General features: G+C 70.7%; 19 protein-coding genes. 5 read left to right on the forward strand and 14 right to left on the reverse strand.

All coding sequences use genetic code 11. The features are described from left to right. Positions 1 to 187: 187 nt before the first annotated feature. A complete protein-coding gene (locus tag OG927_RS07485; RefSeq protein WP_330319874.1) occupies positions 188 to 1,660 on the reverse strand; it encodes a hypothetical protein in 1,473 nt (490 codons plus the stop codon). 327 nt (positions 1,661 to 1,987) lie between these two features. On the opposite strand from OG927_RS07485, the gene dapA reads away from it, so the two are divergent. After that, positions 1,988 to 2,875, forward strand: coding sequence for a 4-hydroxy-tetrahydrodipicolinate synthase (dapA, locus tag OG927_RS07490; protein WP_056783560.1), 888 nt, complete (start codon positions 1,988 to 1,990; stop codon positions 2,873 to 2,875). Here the strand turns inward: dapA and dapD are convergent. The 3 genes from dapD to OG927_RS07505 all read right to left on the reverse strand — a co-directional run bounded on the left by dapD (position 2,872) and on the right by OG927_RS07505 (position 4,934). Further along, positions 2,872 to 3,870, reverse strand: coding sequence for a 2,3,4,5-tetrahydropyridine-2,6-dicarboxylate N-succinyltransferase (dapD, locus tag OG927_RS07495; RefSeq protein WP_056783564.1), 999 nt, complete (start codon positions 3,868 to 3,870; stop codon positions 2,872 to 2,874). The two genes, dapA and dapD, sit on opposite strands and share 4 nt — an antisense overlap. A 171-nt stretch (positions 3,871 to 4,041) precedes the next feature. Beyond that, positions 4,042 to 4,614, reverse strand: a complete 573-nt coding sequence (locus tag OG927_RS07500) for a TetR/AcrR family transcriptional regulator (RefSeq protein WP_056783566.1) — start codon at positions 4,612 to 4,614, stop codon at positions 4,042 to 4,044. After that, positions 4,614 to 4,934: a DMT family transporter gene (locus OG927_RS07505; RefSeq protein WP_124282678.1), complete on the reverse strand. Its 321-nt coding sequence runs from the start codon at positions 4,932 to 4,934 to the stop codon at positions 4,614 to 4,616. The genes OG927_RS07500 and OG927_RS07505 overlap by 1 nt, the downstream gene beginning before the upstream one ends. 246 nt (positions 4,935 to 5,180) lie before the next feature. Here OG927_RS07505 and OG927_RS07510 point away from each other — a divergent pair, with 246 nt between their 5' ends. Continuing rightward, complete coding sequence (locus OG927_RS07510; protein ID WP_330319875.1) at positions 5,181 to 6,206, forward strand: hypothetical protein; 1,026 nt, start codon at positions 5,181 to 5,183, stop codon at positions 6,204 to 6,206. Positions 6,207 to 6,510: 304 nt separating this feature from the next. Here OG927_RS07510 and OG927_RS07515 read toward each other — a convergent pair whose 3' ends face one another. From OG927_RS07515 to OG927_RS07550, 8 genes are all read right to left on the reverse strand, one after another. Beyond that, positions 6,511 to 6,849: a metal-sulfur cluster assembly factor gene (locus OG927_RS07515; protein WP_056783575.1), complete on the reverse strand. Its 339-nt coding sequence runs from the start codon at positions 6,847 to 6,849 to the stop codon at positions 6,511 to 6,513. Then, on the reverse strand, positions 6,846 to 7,301 hold the full coding sequence (gene sufU, locus OG927_RS07520) for a Fe-S cluster assembly sulfur transfer protein SufU (protein WP_057573657.1): 456 nt from the start codon (positions 7,299 to 7,301) through the stop codon (positions 6,846 to 6,848). Before sufU ends, OG927_RS07515 begins: the two co-directional genes overlap by 4 nt. A 16-nt stretch (positions 7,302 to 7,317) precedes the next feature. After that, on the reverse strand, positions 7,318 to 8,586 hold the full coding sequence (locus OG927_RS07525; protein WP_056783582.1) for a cysteine desulfurase: 1,269 nt from the start codon (positions 8,584 to 8,586) through the stop codon (positions 7,318 to 7,320). Continuing rightward, positions 8,583 to 9,347 carry a Fe-S cluster assembly ATPase SufC gene (gene sufC / locus OG927_RS07530; protein ID WP_056783584.1) on the reverse strand — a complete coding sequence of 255 codons (765 nt, stop codon included), beginning with the start codon at positions 9,345 to 9,347 and terminating at the stop codon, positions 8,583 to 8,585. Before sufC ends, OG927_RS07525 begins: the two co-directional genes overlap by 4 nt. Before the next feature lie 7 nt (positions 9,348 to 9,354). Further along, entirely contained in the window at positions 9,355 to 9,672 is a 318-nt protein-coding gene (locus OG927_RS07535) for a bifunctional 3-phenylpropionate/cinnamic acid dioxygenase ferredoxin subunit (protein ID WP_014156911.1), read from the reverse strand. Then, complete coding sequence (gene sufD / locus OG927_RS07540; protein WP_056783587.1) at positions 9,672 to 10,853, reverse strand: Fe-S cluster assembly protein SufD; 1,182 nt, start codon at positions 10,851 to 10,853, stop codon at positions 9,672 to 9,674. The genes OG927_RS07535 and sufD overlap by 1 nt, the downstream gene beginning before the upstream one ends. Before the next feature lie 71 nt (positions 10,854 to 10,924). Next, positions 10,925 to 12,346 (reverse strand): Fe-S cluster assembly protein SufB, encoded by a 1,422-nt coding sequence (gene sufB / locus OG927_RS07545; RefSeq protein WP_056783589.1) that lies wholly within the window; start codon positions 12,344 to 12,346, stop codon positions 10,925 to 10,927. Continuing rightward, entirely contained in the window at positions 12,343 to 13,083 is a 741-nt protein-coding gene (locus OG927_RS07550) for a helix-turn-helix transcriptional regulator (RefSeq protein ID WP_056783595.1), read from the reverse strand. The genes sufB and OG927_RS07550 overlap by 4 nt, the downstream gene beginning before the upstream one ends. Positions 13,084 to 13,392: 309 nt before the next feature. Between OG927_RS07550 and OG927_RS07555 the strand changes: the two genes are divergently transcribed. The 3 genes from OG927_RS07555 (at position 13,393) to OG927_RS07565 (ending at position 16,149) form a co-directional block, all read left to right on the forward strand. Next, complete coding sequence (locus tag OG927_RS07555) at positions 13,393 to 14,319, forward strand: ABC transporter ATP-binding protein (RefSeq protein WP_319104855.1); 927 nt, start codon at positions 13,393 to 13,395, stop codon at positions 14,317 to 14,319. Next, positions 14,316 to 15,083: an ABC transporter permease gene (locus OG927_RS07560; RefSeq protein WP_330319876.1), complete on the forward strand. Its 768-nt coding sequence runs from the start codon at positions 14,316 to 14,318 to the stop codon at positions 15,081 to 15,083. The genes OG927_RS07555 and OG927_RS07560 overlap by 4 nt, the downstream gene beginning before the upstream one ends. A gap of 85 nt (positions 15,084 to 15,168) precedes the next feature. Continuing rightward, positions 15,169 to 16,149 (forward strand): COX15/CtaA family protein, encoded by a 981-nt coding sequence (locus tag OG927_RS07565; protein WP_056783604.1) that lies wholly within the window; start codon positions 15,169 to 15,171, stop codon positions 16,147 to 16,149. Between the two features lie 69 nt (positions 16,150 to 16,218). Here OG927_RS07565 and OG927_RS07570 read toward each other — a convergent pair whose 3' ends face one another. Both OG927_RS07570 and OG927_RS07575 read right to left on the reverse strand, forming a co-directional pair. Further along, positions 16,219 to 16,581 (reverse strand): hypothetical protein, encoded by a 363-nt coding sequence (locus OG927_RS07570; protein WP_330319877.1) that lies wholly within the window; start codon positions 16,579 to 16,581, stop codon positions 16,219 to 16,221. Positions 16,582 to 16,683: 102 nt separating this feature from the next. Continuing rightward, on the reverse strand, positions 16,684 to 17,631 hold the full coding sequence (locus tag OG927_RS07575) for a heme o synthase (RefSeq protein ID WP_056783610.1): 948 nt from the start codon (positions 17,629 to 17,631) through the stop codon (positions 16,684 to 16,686). Between the last annotated feature and the right edge of the window lie 185 nt (positions 17,632 to 17,816).

Here is a 17,816-nt window from a genome sequence, read left to right on the forward strand (position 1 = left end):
ACTCCTGGTGCAGCGTGGCCGGGGTGGGGATGGCGCGATCACGTTCCCCTCCCCGCACCAACACCAGTTGAACGACATACGACGTCCAGCGGGCCTGCACGTCAAACCGTCCGGCCTATCGGGACGAAACCGGCCACGATCCCTCACGCGACCGGCCCCGACTGGCCGAAAACATCTGGTTGCGGGGTCAGCTCTTCGCGCGCGACCGGGCCTTGAAGGCGGCCTTGCGGGCGTCCTTCGCCGTCTTGCGGTCGCGGTGCAGCCGCCCCATCGCCTCGAGCACCTCGCCCGTGGCCGGGTGCTCCACACGCCACGCCTCGTCGAAGAAGCCGCTGTGCTGCCCGGAGAGCCCTTCGACCAGTTCCTGGAGCTCGCCCATGTCGCCTTCGGCGTCCAGCTGGGCGGCGATCGTGTCGATGGCGAGCCAGAAGATCATCGACTCCGGCGGCGCGGGCACGTCGGCCGCGCCCCGCTCGGCGAGCCAGACGCGGGCCAGCCCGCCGAGTTCGGCGTCGTCGAGCACCTCGCGCACCGCGGGCTCGGCCGCGGGGCCGGCCAGGGCGAGGGCCTGCTGGCAGTGCAGCCTGCGCAGGGGCGCGCCCCGGTCGGCACCGCGCGCGGCGCCCAGCAGCTCGGTCGCGGCGGCCACCGCCCCGTCCGCCTCGCGCCGTCCGAGCCAGAGCCCGATCTCGGCGCGTGCGGCGTCCTCGGGGTAGGGGGCGAGGCCGTCGAGGAGGACGTCGGCGCCCTTGTCCGCGAGGTCGCCGACCGCGGGGGCGTCCACCCCGGCCTCCAGCATCCGCTCACGGATGCCGTAGAGGCCGAGCGGGGTCAGCCTGACCATCCCGTACCGGGTGACGTCCTCGTCGTCCGCGGGCGGCGACGCCTCCTCGGCCTCCTCGACCAGCAAGGACTCGTCCACCGGCCGGTACTCGACGATCCCGATGGGTTCGAGCACCCGGAACTGGTCGTCCAGCCGCATCATCGCCTCGGACACCTGCTCGAGGACCTCGTCGGTGGGCTCGCCCATGTCCTCGGGCACGACCACGGAGGCGGCGAGGGCGGGCAGCGGCACGGGCCCGTCGCCGGGTCCGGCGTCCGAGAGGGTCAGCACGTAGAGGTTGCCGAGCACCCCGTCGAGGAACGCCGCCTCCTCCTCCGGGTCCCAGTCCAGGGCGTCGAAGTCGACGCTGCCGTCCTCGTTGACGAGGTCGGCGAAGTCGTCGAACGCGGGCGCGGTGGCGTCGGCGTGCACGGCGTCCAGACCGTCCAGCCAGATCGCGAGGACGTCCTGCGGAGACCCTCCGGTCAGCAGGGCCAGGTTCTCTCCGGCGGTGACGGTGCCCTCGGCGTCGTCGTCCGCCGCGCCGTCCTCCTCGTGCGGGTCCTCGACGTCCACGAGCCCGGTGTCGACGGCGAGGCGCCAGGCCTCACTGGCGTACGCGGCGCCGTCCTCGTCATCGGCGAGGCCGAGGTGGGCGGCGGCCTCGGGCAGTTGCGCGTCGACGAGCTCGCCACCGGCGCCCACCCGGGTTCCGGGGCCCGCCCAGCGGGCGAGGCGGACGGCGCGGGCGAGCAGCGGAGCGGCCAGCGCGTCCCGTGCCAGCTCGGCCTCGGTGTGCAGCCGCACCGGCGGCAGGGAGGGGCGCTCTGCGGACATCAGGGGGTTCTCCTCGGGCATGCTCTGGATGTGTGCAGGCGGGCTCCCTTGCGCACGGGAGCCCGGGGCGGCCCTTGCAGTGGAATGCGGCGCCGCCGCTCCAGCGTAGACGCATTTCGTCCCGAGCCGCCCGGTTCTCCCACATGCCCGTCCGAGGACCGGCGGCGCAACCCGCGGCGACTCGAACACCGCGTCAGCACCGGTCCGTTGACGGATGCGGTCGCCGGCCACCCGCCCCGACCGGCGCCCACTGTTCAGCGCCCCTTCACGTACACCCGGAGCAGATCTAAGTGGACCTGAACGGTCCGCCGAGCCGACACTGCGGACATGACAGCCAACCCGGCCAGGCCCTTCGGCCGCGCCCTCTGCGCCATGATCACACCGTTCACCCCCGCAGGTGACCTGGACCTGGAGGCCGCCCGCAGGCACGCCTCCCGCCTGGTCGCGGACGGCTGCGACGGCCTCGTACTGAGCGGCACCACCGGCGAGTCCCCGACCACCACCGACGAGGAGAAGACCGCGCTGCTGCGGGCGGTGCGCGAGGCGGTGGGCGACGGCGTCCCGCTCCTCGCCGGAGTGGGGAGCGCCGACACCCGGCACACGGTCCGGCTGGCGCGGGAGGCCGAGGCGGCGGGAGCGGACGGCCTGCTGGTGGTGACGCCGTACTACAGCCGTCCCCCGCAGGCTGCCGTGGAGGCGCACTTCGTCCGGGTCGCGGAGGCCACCGGCATCCCGCTCATGCTGTACGACATCCCCGGCCGCACCGGCACCCGGATCGAGCCCGGCACCCTCCTGCGGCTGGCGGAGCACCCGCGCATCGTGGCGGTCAAGGACTGCTCGTACGACCTGCTGGGCGCGACGAAGGTGATGGCACGGACCCCGCTCGCCTACTACTCGGGCTGCGAGGAGCTGAACCTCCCGCTGTACGCGGTCGGCGGCGCCGGCTACGTCAGTACGGTGGCGAACGTGGTCCCACGCCGGATGCGGGCCGTCCTGGACGCGTTCGACGCCGGCGACACGGCGGAGGCCGCCCGCCTGAACGGCCTCGCCGTGCGACTGGTCGAGGCCATGATGTGCTCCGGCCTGCCCGGTACGGTCACCGCGAAGGCGCTGCTGGACGCGGGCCCGGTCCGCGAACCGCTGCAGCCCGCCGGCCGCGAGGCGACCGACGGGCTGCGCAGGGTGTACGAGGAACTCCTCGCCGTCACGGACTAGTTGTGGCTGTGCAGCACCTCGTTGAGCCCGCCCCACACCGCGTTGTTCGGGCGGGCCTCGACGGTGCCGGAGACCGAGTTGCGGCGGAAGAGGATGTTCGAGGCGCCGGAGAGCTCCCGGGCCTTGACGACCTGCCCGTCCGGCAGCGTGACGCGGGTGCCGGCCGTGACGTACAGCCCGGCCTCGACGACGCACTCGTCGCCGAGGGCGATCCCGACGCCCGCCTCGGCGCCGACCAGGCAGCGCCGGCCGATGACGATGCGCTCCTTGCCGCCGCCGGACAGGGTGCCCATGGTGGACGCGCCGCCGCCGATGTCGGAGCCGTCGCCCACGACGACGCCCGCCGAGATGCGGCCCTCGACCATGGAGGTGCCGAGGGTGCCCGCGTTGAAGTTGACGAAGCCCTCGTGCATCACCGTCGTACCGGCGGCCAGGTGCGCCCCGAGCCGCACCCGGTCGGCGTCGGCGATCCGCACACCCTTGGGCGCGACGTAGTCCGTCATCCGGGGGAACTTGTCCACCGAGGTGACCTGCAGGTGCAGGCCCTCGGCGCGCGCGTTGAGACGGACCTTCTCGAGGTCGTCGACGGCCACCGGGCCCAGGGACGTCCAGGCGACGTTGGCGAGGAAGCCGAAGATCCCGTCGAGGTTCTGGCCGTGGGGCCGCACGAGGCGGTGCGAGAGCAGGTGCAGACGCAGGTAGGTGTCGTGCGCGTCGAGGGGCTTGTCGTCGAGCGAGGAGATGACCGTGGCCACGGCGACGACCTCCACCCCGCGTCGGGCGTCCACACCGATGGCCCTGGCCGCGCCCTCACCGAGGCGGTTCACGGCCTCGTCGGCGCCGAGGCGCCGGGTCCCCGCGGGCCCGGGGTCGGCGACGAGCTCGGGGGCGGGGAACCAGGTGTCGAGGACGGTGCCGTCACCGGCGATGGTGGCGAGGCCGGCGGCGACGGCGCCGGTGGTGCGGGCGGAACCCTGGGAAGTCGTGTCGGTCATGGACAGAACCTAACCGCCCGGGCACCGCGCGGGCCAACCGGTCTCGCCGTCCGGGCGCCGCGCGGACCGCGCGGTCGCCACCCGGGCGGACCGGGCCCGCACGTCCGGACGCCCGCGAGACGCCACGCCCCGGCACCGCGCGCCCCCGTCTCCCGTGGCGGCCCTGCGGGTTCACACGGCCGGCGGCCCCGTGTCGCGGGTGCCGCCGCCGTCCACGATCCGGGCCAGCATCTCGCGCGTGTACGCGGCGTCGAAGTCGCCGCCCGTGAGCAGCACCTGGAGACTGATGCCGTCGAGCAGGGCGACCAGGGCCCGCGCGGTCGCCGGGTCGGTGCGGCGGGCGACCAACTCGCCCAGGCCGTCGGCCCACTCGGCGGCTACGGCACGCAGGGCAGGGCGCCGGAGTGCGGCCAGGTACAGCTCGTACTCCAGCTCCATGGGCCCCCGGCCGCCGGCGAACCACTCCCCCAGCAGCCTGGTCAGCTCGTCGGCGAGACCGGCCGCCGGGTCGGCGAAGTACGCGCTCTCCCGCACGGTCTGCGCGAAGTTGTCGTTGCACCGGCGCAGCGCGGCGACCAGCAGCTCGTCGAGCGACGCGAAGTGGTACGTCGTCGAACCGAGCGGCACATCGGCCTCCGCGGCGACGGAGCGGTGGCTGAGCCCGGCGATGCCCCGCTCCCCGACGACGCGGATGGCCGCCTCGATGATGCGCTCGCGCCGCTCGGGGTCGTAGCGGCGTGCCATCAGTGGGCTCCGCCGAGATTGAGCACCACGACCCCCGCGACGATCAGCGCGACTCCGGCCAGCTTCGCCGGACCGGCGGACTCCCCCATCCAGATGATCCCGATGGCGGCGACGGCCGCGGTGCCCGCTCCCGCCCATATGGCATAGGCCGTGCCCACGGAGAGCGTCTTCAGGGTCTGGGCGAGCAGCGCGAACGCCAGCACATAGCCCACGACCGTGGCGAGGGAGGGCCACAACCGGGTGAAGCCCTCGCTGTACTTCATGGCCGTCGTCCCGGCCACCTCCGCCGCGATCGCCGCGGCAAGCAGTCCATATCCCATGCGTACGAATGTACACATCGTTGCGTACGCCCGTACACAACACCCGGTGCGCCCGCCCCGTTCCGCAGCCGTCGAAGGGCGCTACGGTGTGCCGACCGGTCGTACCGGATGAAGAACGCACGACAACAACACAACGGAGTGGCAGTGGCGCAGGACGCAGGGTGGGGCGGAGGCGCGCCGTACGGCGGAGCTCCGTACGGGGGGCCTCCGGGGTGGGGCGGCTGGGTTCCGCCGCCGAAACCAGGGGTGATACCGCTCGCACCGCTGAAGCTCGGGGACGTGCTCAACGGGGCGTTCTCGACGATGGGCAAGTACTGGAAGCAACTGTTCGGCATGGGAGCCGCCCTCTACGGCGGCGCGGCACTGCTGATGGCGGCGGCGGTCGCGATCGCCTACTCCGCGGTCGGCGACCACCTGGAGAGGGTGGTCTCGCTCCGCGACGGGGAGGAGGCCGCCTCGGCGGACGTCGTCCCCCTCGTGATCGCGGTCTCCGTGCTGGCGCTGCTGGGGATCGCCCTGATGGCGATCGTCTCGGGCCTGATGTTCGCGGTGGTCCCCCTGGTACTGCAGGAGGCCGTGCTGGGGCGGGCCATCACCTTCGCCGCCGTGTGGCAGCGGGCCTGGGCCCATGCCGCCCGGGTGATCGGCACGCTGGTCCTCATGGCCCTGGTCGCGGTCGTGCCGATGCTGCTGATCATGGCCGCCCTCTTCGGAGTGGTCATCGTCGCGATCACCCGGGACAGCACGGGCGGCAGCCCCGCCATGGCCACGACGATCGGTGTCCTCGGCGCCCTGCTGACCACACCGCTGGCCGTCTGGATCTGGGGCAAGATCTGCCTGGCACCGGCGATCGTGGTCTTCGAGGGGCAGAGCCCCGTGGCCGCGCTGCGCCGCTCCTCCCAGCTGGTCCGCGGCGACTGGTGGCGGATCTTCGGCATCGCACTGCTGGTCTCCGTGATGGCGTCGACAGCGGGCTACTTCATCCAGATGCCGTTCTCGGTCCTGGGCATGGTCCCCGCCATGATCGGCACCTCGTCGCCGGGCGGCGATCCCAGCCCCACGGCGATCGTCGTCGCGATGATCGGCTACCTCGTCTCGATGATGATCGGGCAGATGGTGAGCCAGATCATCTCCACGACGTTCCCGCAGCTGGTGATGGGCCTGCTGTACGTCGACCGCCGGATACGGACGGAGGACCTCGGCCCGGTCCTGGCGGAGGCGGCCGGCCCGCCGCAGGACCGGGGCCCGCAACCCGGCGGAGCGCACCGGTAACCGCGCCGGACGCGGGTGCGGCAGGGTCCCGCCCGGCACGGCGCCCTCCGGCGCGCGGCGACGGACGCGGGGCACTCGGTCCAGCGGGTCCTCGCGGATGCCGGACCCCCGCCGGGAACGGGCAGCCCCGGGTACGACGGGCGGGCCCTTCGGGCGGTCCGGCACCGCACGCGCGGCTCACCTCACCGGGCCCGCCGCCCCCGGCGAGGTCCGTGCGCGGCAGGGGCCGCGAACGCCGACGGCCATGCACGCCAGTCCGCCTGGCGTGCATGGCCGTTCGTCGTCCCGTTGCGGACGACGGAGATCAGACGTTGAAGCCCAGCGCGCGCAGCTGCTCGCGACCGTCGTCGGTGATCTTGTCCGGGCCCCACGGCGGCATCCAGACCCAGTTGATCCGCAACTCGTTCACGATGCCGTCCGTCGCGGACTTCGCCTGGTCCTCGATGACATCGGTCAGCGGGCAGGCCGCGGACGTCAGCGTCATGTCGAGGGTGGCGATGTTGGCGTCGTCCACGTGGATGCCGTAGATCAGGCCCAGGTTGACGACGTCGATGCCCAGCTCGGGGTCGACCACGTCGTACAGGGCCTCGCGGACCTCCTCCTCGGAGGCGGGCTTGGTGGTGAGAGTCTCGTTGTCGCTCATGCCGTCTTCCCTTCGGACAGCGCCTGCGCCGTCGCGTCCTTCCACGCCATCCAACTCAGCAGCGCGCACTTGACCCGGGCCGGGTACTTGGAGACGCCGGCGAACGCGACCGCGTCCTCCAGCACCTCCTCCATCGTGTCGTCCGGCTCCAGCTGACCCTTGGACTGCATCAGTTCCAGGAAGGTCTCCTGGATCTTCTGCGCCTCGCCGAGCTGCTTGCCGACCAGCAGCTCGTTGAGGACGGAGGCACTGGCCTGACTGATGGAGCAGCCCTGGCCCTCATAACTGACGTCGACGATGGTCTCGCCGTCGTACTTCACGCGGAGCGTGATCTCGTCGCCGCACGTCGGGTTGACGTGGTGCACCTCGGCGTCGCCGTCCCGCAGGCCGCGCCCGTGGGGGTGCTTGTAGTGGTCCAGGATCACTTCCTGGTACATGGAGTCAAGCTTCACCAGTCAACCCTCGCCTTTAACCGAAAAAGTTCCGCACGTGCTCCAGGCCGTCCACCAGGGCGTCGACCTCGGCGGGTGTGGAGTACAGATAGAACGACGCCCGCGTCGTCGCAGGAATTCCGTACCGCAGGCACACCGGCCGCGCGCAGTGGTGTCCGACCCGGACCGCGATGCCCTGCTCGTCGAGCACCTGCCCCACATCGTGCGGGTGGATGTCGCCGAGGGTGAACGAGATCGTCGCACCCCGGTCCTCGGCCGTCGCCGGGCCGATGATCCGGAGGTCCGGAACCTCCAGGAGCCTGCGCACCGCGTACTCGGTGATCGCCTGCTCGTGGCGGTGGATGTTCTCCATGCCGATGGCCGAGAGGTAGTCCACTGCCGCGCCGAGGCCGACGGCCTGCGCGATCGGGGGCGTACCGGCCTCGAACTTGTACGGCGCGGGGGCGTACGTCGACGAGTGCATCGACACGGTCTCGATCATCTCGCCGCCGCCGAGGAACGGAGGCAGGTCCTCCAGGAGCTCCTGCCGTCCCCAGAGCACGCCGATGCCGGTCGGGCCGACCATCTTGTGGCCGGTGAAGGCCACGAAGTCGGCCTGCAGCGCCTGCACGTCGAGCACCATGTGCGGGGCCGCCTGCGAGGCGTCGATGCAGACCAGTGCGCCGACCTGCTGGGCACGGCGGATGATCTTCTCGACCGGATTGATGGTGCCCATGATGTTGGAGACCAGGGTGAAGGAGACGATCTTCGTCTTCTCCGTGATGATCTCGTCGATGTTGGACAGGTCCAGCCGGCCGTCGTCCGTGATGCCGAACCACTTCAGCTTCGCGCCCGTGCGCTGCGAGAGCAGCTGCCACGGCACGATGTTGGAGTGGTGCTCCATCTCCGTGGTGACGATCTCGGTGTCGCTGTCGACCCGGTAGGGCTCGTCGGCCCAGCCGAGCATGTTGGCGACGAGGTTCAGCGACTCCGAGGCGTTCTTGGTGAAGATCACCTCGTTGCGACTGGGCGCGTTGATGAACGCCGCGACCTTGTCGCGAGCGCCCTCGTACAGCGCGGTGGCCTCCTCGGCGATCGTGTACACACCGCGGTGGACGTTGGCGTTGTGCCGCTCGTAGTACTCGTTGAGCGCGTCGAGGACCTGGCGCGGCTTCTGCGAGGTCGCCGCGCTGTCCAGGTAAACGATCTTCTTACCGTCATGGACCGTGCGGTCCAGGATCGGGAAGTCCTTGCGGATCGCCTCGGTGTCGAGGAGGCCGGAGAGCCCCTGTCGGGCGTCAGTCACGCGGAAGCGCCACCCTTCGTGTAGGCCTCGTAGCCCTCGTTCTCCAGCTTGTCCGCCAGCTCGGCTCCGCCGGAGGCGGCGATCCGGCCGTTGGCGAAGACATGCACGTAGTCGGGCTTGATGTACTTGAGGATGCGCGTGTAGTGCGTGATCAGCAGGGTGCCGACCTCACCGGTCTCGCGCACCCGGTTGACGCCCTCGGAGACGGTCTTCAGCGCGTCGACGTCCAGGCCGGAGTCGGTCTCGTCGAGGATCGCGACCTTCGGCTTGAGGAGCTCCAGCTGGAGGATCTCGTGGCGCTTCTTCTCACCGCCGGAGAAGCCCTCGTTGACGTTGCGCTCGGCGAAGGCGGGGTCCATCTGAAGCCCGGCCATCGTCTCCTTGACCTCCTTCACCCACGTACGCAGCTTGGGTGCCTCGCCGCGGACGGCGGTGGCGGAGGTGCGCAGGAAGTTGGAGACCGAGACACCGGGGATCTCGACCGGGTACTGCATGGCGAGGAACAGGCCGGCGCGGGCGCGCTCGTCGACGGACATCTCCAGGACGTCCTCGCCGTCCAGGGTCACCGTGCCACTCGTGATCGTGTACTTGGGGTGACCCGCGAGCGAGTAGGCGAGGGTGGACTTGCCGGACCCGTTCGGGCCCATGATGGCGTGGGTCTCGCCCTGCTTCACGGTCAGGTCGACGCCCTTGAGGATCTCCTTCGTGGCGTTGTCGGCCTCGACGGAGACGTGCAGGTCGCGGATTTCAAGCGTTGCCATGGGTGACTCAGGACTCCTGGGTGACGGAGACGAGCACATCGTCCCCTTCGATCTTGACGGGGTATACGGGGACGGGGCGCGTCGCGGGAAGACCGGACGGCTTGCCGGTGCGGAGGTCGAAGCTCGATCCGTGCAGCCAGCACTCGATCGCGCAGTCCTCCACCTCGCCCTCCGACAGCGAGACGTTCGCGTGCGAGCAGATGTCGTTGATCGCGAACACCTCGCCCTCGGTGCGGACGACGGATACCGGCGTGCCGTCGAGCTCCACCCGCTTCGGGGTGTCGTCCTCCAGCTCGCTCAGCGCACAGGCTTTGACGAAGGCCATCAGACCGACGCCTTCAGCTCGGTCTCGATCTTGTCGAGGAGACGGGCCTCGACGTCCGGCAGACCGATCTGCTGGACCAGCTCGGCGAAGAAGCCGCGCACGACGAGCCGGCGGGCCTCCTCGGCCGGGATGCCGCGGGACTGCAGGTAGAACAGCTGTTCGTCGTCGAAGCGGCCGGTCGCCGAGGCGTGGCCCGCGCCGACGATCTCGCCGGTCTCGATCTCCAGGTTCGGCACGGAGTCGACCCGGGCACCGTCGGTGAGAACCAGGTTGCGGTTCATCTCGTAGGTGTCGGTTCCCTCGGCGGCTGCCTGGATGAGGACGTCGCCGATCCAGACGGCGTGTGCGCCGTCGCCCTGCAGCGCGCCCTTGTAGGCCACGTTGGACTTGCAGTGCGGGGCGTTGTGGTCGACCAGGAGACGGTGCTCCTGGTGCTGGCCCTTGTCGGTGAAGTACAGGCCGAAGAGCTCCGCCTCGCCGCCGGTGGACGCGTAGGCGACCCGCGGATGGAGGCGGACCACGTCGCCGCCGAAGGTGACGACGATGGACTTGAAGGAGGCGTCCCTGCCGATCAGCGCGTTGTGCTGACCGACGTGGACGGCCTTCTCGTCCCAGTCCTGGACGGAGACGACGGTGAGCTTCGCCCCGTCGCCGAGGACGTAGTCGACGTTGGCGGCGAGCACCGCGTCACCGGTGTGGTCGATGACGACGACGGCCTCGGCGAAGGCGCCCAGCTCGATGACCTGGTGGCCGTAGGCCACACCGCCCTCGCCGTGCACGGCGATCCGGACCGGCTCGGTGAGCACGGCCTCCTTCGCCACCGTGACGACCGAGGCCTGCTGGAAGGACGAGTACGCCTGCGCGGCGACCCGGTCCACCGGCGTACCGGCCCTGCCGAGCCGCGCGTCGTCGCGGCCGACGGTCTCGACCGTGACGCCCGAGGGCGCCTCGATGACGACCTTGACCCCGTCACCGGTGGCGACGGCGGTGCCGTCGTGCAGTCCGCGCAGCCGCTCCAGCGGCGTGAACCGCCATTCCTCCTCGCGGCCGTGCGGGACCGGGAAGTCCGCGACGTCGAAGGACGGGGGGGCGCTCATGCGCGTGGCGACGGTGGACTCGGCCGCCACCGCGATGGACCCGGCGGTGGTGGAGCCCGCAGGGATGTTCTGAGCCTCAGCCATGGCTGTCGTGGTGCTCGCTTTCTCAGTCAAGAACTCTCGGGGATTCGATCGGCGGACGGCGCGCGGCCGTACTAACCGACCGAACCCTCCATCTGCAGCTCGATCAGCCGGTTGAGCTCCAGGGCGTACTCCATGGGCAGCTCCTTCGCGATCGGCTCGACGAAGCCGCGCACGATCATCGCCATGGCCTCGAACTCCGTGAGTCCGCGGCTCATGAGGTAGAAGAGCTGGTCCTCGGAGACCTTGGAGACAGTCGCCTCGTGCCCCATCGAGACGTCGTCCTCGCGGACGTCGACGTAGGGGTAGGTGTCGGAGCGCGAGATGGTGTCCACGAGCAGCGCGTCACACAGCACGTTCGACTTGGCGCCCGGGGCGCCCTCACCGATCTCGATCAGACCGCGGTAGGAGGTGCGGCCACCGCCCCGTGCCACCGACTTGGAGACGATGTTGGAGGAGGTGTTCGGGGCCATGTGGACCATCTTGGCGCCGGCGTCCTGGTGCTGGCCCTCGCCCGCGAAGGCGATGGACAGGGTCTCGCCCTTGGCGTGCTCGCCCATCAGGTACACGGCCGGGTACTTCATCGTGACCTTGGAGCCGATGTTGCCGTCGACCCACTCCATGGTCGCGCCCTCGTACGCCACGGCGCGCTTGGTGACGAGGTTGTAGACGTTGTTCGACCAGTTCTGGATCGTCGTGTAGCGGCAGCGGCCGCCCTTCTTCACGATGATCTCGACGACCGCGGAGTGCAGGGAGTCCGAGGAGTAGATCGGCGCCGTGCAGCCCTCGACGTAGTGGACGTAGGCGTCCTCGTCGACGATGATCAGCGTCCGCTCGAACTGGCCCATGTTCTCCGTGTTGATACGGAAGTAGGCCTGGAGCGGGATCTCCACGTGCACGCCCTTCGGCACGTAGATGAAGGAGCCGCCGGACCACACGGCCGAGTTCAGCGAGGCGAACTTGTTGTCACCGACGGGGATGATCGTGCCGAAGTACTCCTTGAAGAGCTCCGGGTGCTCCTTCAGCGCGGTGTCGGTGTCCATGAAGATGACACCCTGCGCCTCCAGCTCCTCGTTGATCTGGTGGTAGACGACCTCGGACTCGTACTGCGCGGCGACACCGGCGACGAGGCGCTGCTTCTCCGCCTCGGGGATGCCGAGCTTGTCGTACGTGTTCTTGATGTCCTCGGGCAGGTCCTCCCAGGACTCCGCCTGCTTCTCCGTGGACCGCACGAAGTACTTGATGTTGTCGAAGTCGATCCCCGACAGGTCCGAGCCCCAGTTCGGCATGGGCTTCTTGCCGAACAGCTTCAGGCCCTTGAGCCGGAGATTCAGCATCCACTCCGGCTCGTTCTTCTTCTCCGAGATGTCGCGGACGACAGCTTCGGACAGGCCGCGCTTCGCCGCCGCGCCTGCCGCGTCGGAGTCGGCCCAGCCGAATTCGTACGTGCCCAGGCCATCGAGCTCAGGGTGGGCAGTCTCCGTAGGGAGCGTCATGCGGGGTTCCTCCCGGGCGTACTTGCAGATGCTGATGTGGTGGTCTGTGGTGCTGCGGGGCTGCTGCGCGGGACGAACGTCGTGCACACGCCGTCGCCGTGGGCGAGGGTGGCCAGACGCTGCACATGGGTACCGAGCAGGCTGGAGAAGAATTCCGTCTCCGCCTCGCACAGCTGCGGGAACTGCTCGGCGACGTGCGCGACCGGGCAGTGGTGCTGGCACAGCTGCTCACCCTGCTGCGGGGCCGGCGCGCTGCGCGCCGTAGCAGCGTACCCGTCGGCCGACAGGGCCCCGGCCAGCGCCTCGGCGCGTGCCTCGGGCTCCGCGGCGTCGACGGCGGCCCGGTACGTCTCCCACTGGGAGGCCATCCGGGCACGGGCGAAGGCGACGAGCGCCTCGTCCCCGCCCGAGTCGGCGATCCACCGCAGGGCGTCCACGGCCAGCTTGTCGTAGGACTGGTCGAACGCGTCCCGGCCGCAGTCGGTCAGGGCGAACACCTTGGCCGGACGGCCGCGGGTGCGCGCCCCGTACACGCGCTGCTCACGGGCCTCGACGACGTCGTCGGAGACGAGGGCGTCCAGGTGGCGGCGGACGGCGGCCTGGGTCAGGCCGACGCGCTTCGCCAGGTCGGCGGCGGTGGACGGGCCGTGGTCCAGGATGGAGCGCGCGACCCGGTTGCGCGTCGAGCGCTCCCCGGACGCGAGTTCCTCCTGCGGAGCCTCGCCAACGTATTTCACAACGCCATTGTTGCGTAATTCCTTCGGGCCTGACAACCCGCCTCCGGACCGCACCCGGTGCGGTTCATCACTTAGGCACACCTAAGTTGACCTGCGGAAATGATGATCACCGGTGACGCTTCGCAGGTCGGACGGGCCGGGACGGTACAGCGGTGCACCCCTCGCCGGCGCCCGGCCCGCGCCTTCCGAAGATCCACCGGCGGCCGGTCGTGTCGCCCGCCGGGGCGCCCGCCCGGCGGGCCGTGGCGTCCCTCCCCCGGGGAACCCTCCGCGCGGGGGGACGCACTCCCCCGCCTAGACTTGCCCGCCATGAGCAGTGAGCCCGTCGTACAGGCCAGGGGCCTGGTCAAGCGGTACGGCACCAGGACCGCGGTGGACGGCCTCGATCTGGAGGTTGCGGCGGGTGCGGTGACCGCGGTCCTCGGTCCCAACGGTGCCGGCAAGACCACCACGATCGAGACCTTCGAGGGGTACCGCCGGCCGGACGACGGACGGGTACGGGTGCTCGGCCTCGATCCGGTCCGGGACGCCGCGGCGCTCCGCCCCCGTATCGGCGTCATGCTGCAGTCCGGCGGGGTCTACTCCGGCGCCCGCGCCGACGAGATGCTCCGCCACATGGCGAAGCTGCACGCGCATCCGCTGGACGTCGACGCGCTCATCGAGCGCCTGGGCCTCGGCAGCTGCGGACGCACCACCTACCGCCGGCTGTCCGGCGGCCAGCAGCAGCGCCTCGCGCTGGCCATGGCCGTCGTGGGCCGGCCCGAGCTCGTCTTCCTGGACGAACCGACGGCCGGCCTCGACCCGCAGGCCCGCCGCTCCACCTGGGACCTGCTGCGGGAGCTGCGCACCGACGGCGTGTCCGTCGTCCTCACCACCCACTTCATGGACGAGGCCGAGCAGCTCGCCGACGACGTGGCCGTCATCGACGCGGGCCGGGTCATCGCCCAGGGCAGCCCCGAGCAGCTGTGCCGCGGCGGCGCCGAGAACACCCTGCGCTTCACCGGCCGCCCCGGGCTGGACCTCGCCTCGCTCCTCAAGGCACTGCCCGGGGGCAGCGAGGCCGCCGAGCTCGCCACCGGCACGTACCGCATCACCGGCCGCATCGACCCGGAGCTGCTGGCGACCGTCACCTCCTGGTGCGCCCAGCACGGCGTGATGCCGGAGGGCATAGCGGTGGAGCGGCACACCCTGGAGGACGTCTTCCTCGAACTGACCGGCAAGGAGCTGCGCGCATGAGCGCCGGTACGTACACCCCGCGCCCCGGCGCCGCCCCGCTGTCCCGCATGATCGCCGCGCAGGCGGCGCTGGAGACGCGGATGCTGCTGCGCAACGGCGAGCAGCTGTTGCTGACCGTGGTCATCCCCACGCTGCTGCTGGTGCTGTTCAGCGCGGTCGACGTCGTCGACACCGGCTCCGGCGAGCCCGTCGACTTCCTGACGCCCGGGATCCTCGCCCTCGCGGTGATGTCGACGGCCTTCACCGGCCAGGCCATCGCGACGGGTTTCGAACGGCGCTACGGGGTGCTCAAGCGGCTCGGCGCCTCACCGCTGCCGCGCTGGGCGCTGATGGCGGCGAAGACGCTCGCGGTGCTGGTCACGGAGGTACTGCAGGTCGTTCTGCTCACGGTGATCGCGTTCGCGCTGGGCTGGTCGCCGGAGGGCGGGCCGCTCGCGGTCCTGCTGCTCCTGGTGCTGGGCACCGTGGCCTTCTCGGGCCTCGGGCTGCTGATGGCAGGGACGCTGAAGGCCGAGGCGACACTCGCGGCGGCCAACCTGGTCTTCCTGCTGCTGCTGGTGGGCGGCGGGGTCGTCGTGCCGCTGGACCGGTTCCCGGACGCCGCGCAGTCGGTGCTGGGCCTGCTGCCGATCTCGGCCCTCTCGGAGGGCCTGCGGGACGTCCTGCAGCACGGTGCCACGATGCCGTGGGGCAGCCTGGGCATCCTCACGGTGTGGGCGGTGCTGGGGCTCGGCGCGGCGGCGCGGTTCTTCCGCTGGGAGTGAGCGTGCGGTGACATACCGCTGATGTCCGGAGCCATCCGGTAATGACCCACCCCCTCGTGAAAACATGCACAAGCCGTTGCCTACGATGGTGCGCGTGGAAACACCCCTCTCCTACATCGCCAAGCGCTGGACGCCGTCCGTGAAGACCGCCAGGCGCGCCGCGCTCTCGGCGGTCGTGATGACCGTGTTCATCATCGTCACGGGCGGGGCCGTCCGGCTGACCGGTTCCGGTCTGGGCTGCGACACCTGGCCCAAGTGCACGGACGAGAGCCTCTTCGCCACCCCCGAGCAGGGCCTGCACGGGGCGATCGAGTTCGGCAACCGGATGCTCACCTACGTCCTGTCGGCCGCGGTCGGCTGGGCGATCATCGCGGCGCGCTCCCTGAAGCCCCGCAGGCGCGGCCTCACCCGGCTCGCCTGGTCCCAGTTCTGGCTCGTCATGGGGAACGCGGTCATCGGCGGGATCACGGTCTGGGCCGGCCTCAACCCGTGGTCGGTGGCGGGACACTTCCTGCTCGCCAACTGCCTGCTCACCGTCGCCGTCATCACCTGGGTGCGGATCGGCGAGGGCGACGGCCCGCGGCGCCCGCGCGCCCCGAAGCCGGTACGGAACCTGGCCTGGGCGATCGTCGCGACCTCGGTGGTCCTGATCGCCCTGGGCACCACGGTCACGGGTTCCGGCAAGCACGCCGGGGACAGCAGCGACGTACCGCGCATGCCGTGGGACTGGACCGTCGCAGCCCATGTGCACGCCATCGCCGCCTGGGTGGTCTGCGTCCTGGCCGTCGCGATGTGGCTGGCCCTGCGGATCGTGGACGCCCCGGCCGACACCCGGGCCCGCGCACGCGACCTGCTGGTCGTCCTGCTCGCGCAGGGCGCCATCGGGTACGTGCAGTACTTCAGCGACGTGCCCGAGATCCTCGTCGGCCTCCACATGCTCGGTTCGGGCCTGATGTGGATCGCCGTCATGCGACTGCTGCTGTCGCTGCGCGAGCGGCCGCAGACCCCCGCCGCCGTCCCCGCTCCGGCGGCCGGACAGCGGCCGGAGCACGCGCCCGTCGCCTGATCCGCGCGAACGGCCTCCGCCGCCGCACCCGGGAGGGTGCGGCGGCGGAGGCCGTTGCCGTGTGCGGGGTCAGCCGTTGGACGGGCCGCCGACCTGGATGCCGGCCATCCGGGACCACTCGTACGGGCCGGTACGGACCTTGGCCGCGAAGTTCCCGTCGAACGTCTCGTGCAGGGTGAGGCCGGCCTTCTGCGCGGCGCTCTCGGCGACGGCGTACGAGGGGGCCATCAGGTCGCCCCATCCGCCGTCCTCGCCCACGAGCACGATGCGGGTGCCCATCCGGCCGATGTGGGCCAGCTGCCCCTCGGCGCCGCCGTGTGCCCGGGAGAAGGCGCCGATCTGCTTGGCGAGCTTCGCGGCCCTGCGCTCCGCGCGGGCCGCGTGCCTGCTGTCGTCGGTCTGCTGGGTCTGGGGCTCTGCCGTCTCTGCCATGCACAGGATGCTACCGACGGGTAGATCAAACGGCGACGGGCGGGGGCGTGGCATCGGCCACGTCCCCGCCCGTCGGCGGAGCTTTCGCACGTCCGTGCGGGACTACCTCAGGAAGGGGTCCACCGCGACGGCGACGAAGAGCAGCGAGACATAGGTGATGGACCAGTGGAACAGCCGCATCTCCTTGAGCTTGCCGCCGGTCACGCCCGCCTTCGCGCGGTTCTGCAGCCCGTGCGCCTCCCAGAGCCAGAAGCCGCCGGTCACCAGCGCCACCGTCGTGTAGAACCAGCCGGTGTAGCCCAGCGGGGTGAGGAGCAGTGAGACGGCGACCATGACCCAGCTGTAGAGGACGATCTGGCGGGCCACCACCCGGTTGGAGGCGACGACCGGAAGCATCGGGACACCGACCCGGGCGTAGTCCTCCTTCACCTTCATCGAGAGCGGCCAGTAGTGCGGCGGCGTCCAGAAGAAGATGACGGCGAAAAGAATGACCGCGGCCCAGGACACCGAATTGGTCACGGCGGACCAGCCGATGAGCACGGGCATGCAGCCGGCGATTCCGCCCCAGACGATGTTCTGCGAGGTCCGGCGCTTGAGCAGCATCGTGTAGACGACGACGTAGAACAGAAGTGCGCCGAGTGCGAGTGCTGCGGAGAGCCAGTTGACGAGCAGTCCGAACCAGGCCGTGGAAATCACCGCGAGGGTGATTCCGAAGGCCAGGCACTCGCGCGGGCTCACCATGCCGGTGACCAGCGGCCGCTGCGACGTGCGGTCCATCAGCGCGTCGATGTCGCGGTCGATATACATGTTGAGCGCATTGGCACCGCCCGCGGAGAGATATCCGCCGATGGTGGTAGTGACTACGAGCCAAAGATCGGGCACGCCCTGAGCGGCAAGGAACATCACCGGGACGGTGGTGATCAGCAGCAACTCGATGATGCGCGGCTTGGTAAGTGCCACGAATGCCTTGATGCGGGCCCCGAACGGGCGATGGCCCACTGGGCTCGGAGTCAAGGCGACCCCTGCGGGTCGGGACTCGACGGCCGTCACGCACACCCCTGACAGAGAAATCCCAGCAAGCTCCGGGCGGGAGGGCCCGGTAAAGACTTGCGCGAACCAGACCACTGTAGACGTTGGGCATACGCCCCTCTTCGCGGGGGTGGGGTCGTGTTGGGGTGGCGCAGAAGTGAACTGCGGCGCTCATACGGGAGGCGAACTCCGCAGGTCGCCCGCAC

The sequence above is a fragment of the Streptomyces clavifer genome (assembly GCF_036345975.1).
In the GTDB taxonomy this organism is placed as follows: Bacteria; Actinomycetota; Actinomycetes; order Streptomycetales; family Streptomycetaceae; genus Streptomyces; species Streptomyces clavifer.

Bases quoted from the DNA above. Each gene is read 5' to 3' on its own strand.
- OG927_RS07485 (WP_330319874.1), bottom strand. From the start codon at position 1,660: ATGTCCGCAGAGCGCCCCTCCCTGCCGCCGGTGCGGCTGCACACCGAG.
- dapA (WP_056783560.1), top strand. From the start codon at position 1,988: ATGACAGCCAACCCGGCCAGGCCCTTCGGCCGCGCCCTCTGCGCCATG.
- dapD (WP_056783564.1), bottom strand. From the start codon at position 3,870: ATGACCGACACGACTTCCCAGGGTTCCGCCCGCACCACCGGCGCCGTC.
- OG927_RS07500 (WP_056783566.1), bottom strand. From the start codon at position 4,614: ATGGCACGCCGCTACGACCCCGAGCGGCGCGAGCGCATCATCGAGGCG.
- OG927_RS07505 (WP_124282678.1), bottom strand. From the start codon at position 4,934: ATGGGATATGGACTGCTTGCCGCGGCGATCGCGGCGGAGGTGGCCGGG.
- OG927_RS07515 (WP_056783575.1), bottom strand. From the start codon at position 6,849: ATGAGCGACAACGAGACTCTCACCACCAAGCCCGCCTCCGAGGAGGAG.
- sufC (WP_056783584.1), bottom strand. From the start codon at position 9,347: ATGGCAACGCTTGAAATCCGCGACCTGCACGTCTCCGTCGAGGCCGAC.
- OG927_RS07535 (WP_014156911.1), bottom strand. From the start codon at position 9,672: ATGGCCTTCGTCAAAGCCTGTGCGCTGAGCGAGCTGGAGGACGACACC.
- sufD (WP_056783587.1), bottom strand. From the start codon at position 10,853: ATGGCTGAGGCTCAGAACATCCCTGCGGGCTCCACCACCGCCGGGTCC.
- sufB (WP_056783589.1), bottom strand. From the start codon at position 12,346: ATGACGCTCCCTACGGAGACTGCCCACCCTGAGCTCGATGGCCTGGGC.
- OG927_RS07555 (WP_319104855.1), top strand. From the start codon at position 13,393: ATGAGCAGTGAGCCCGTCGTACAGGCCAGGGGCCTGGTCAAGCGGTAC.
- OG927_RS07560 (WP_330319876.1), top strand. From the start codon at position 14,316: ATGAGCGCCGGTACGTACACCCCGCGCCCCGGCGCCGCCCCGCTGTCC.
- OG927_RS07565 (WP_056783604.1), top strand. From the start codon at position 15,169: ATGGTGCGCGTGGAAACACCCCTCTCCTACATCGCCAAGCGCTGGACG.
- OG927_RS07570 (WP_330319877.1), bottom strand. From the start codon at position 16,581: ATGGCAGAGACGGCAGAGCCCCAGACCCAGCAGACCGACGACAGCAGG.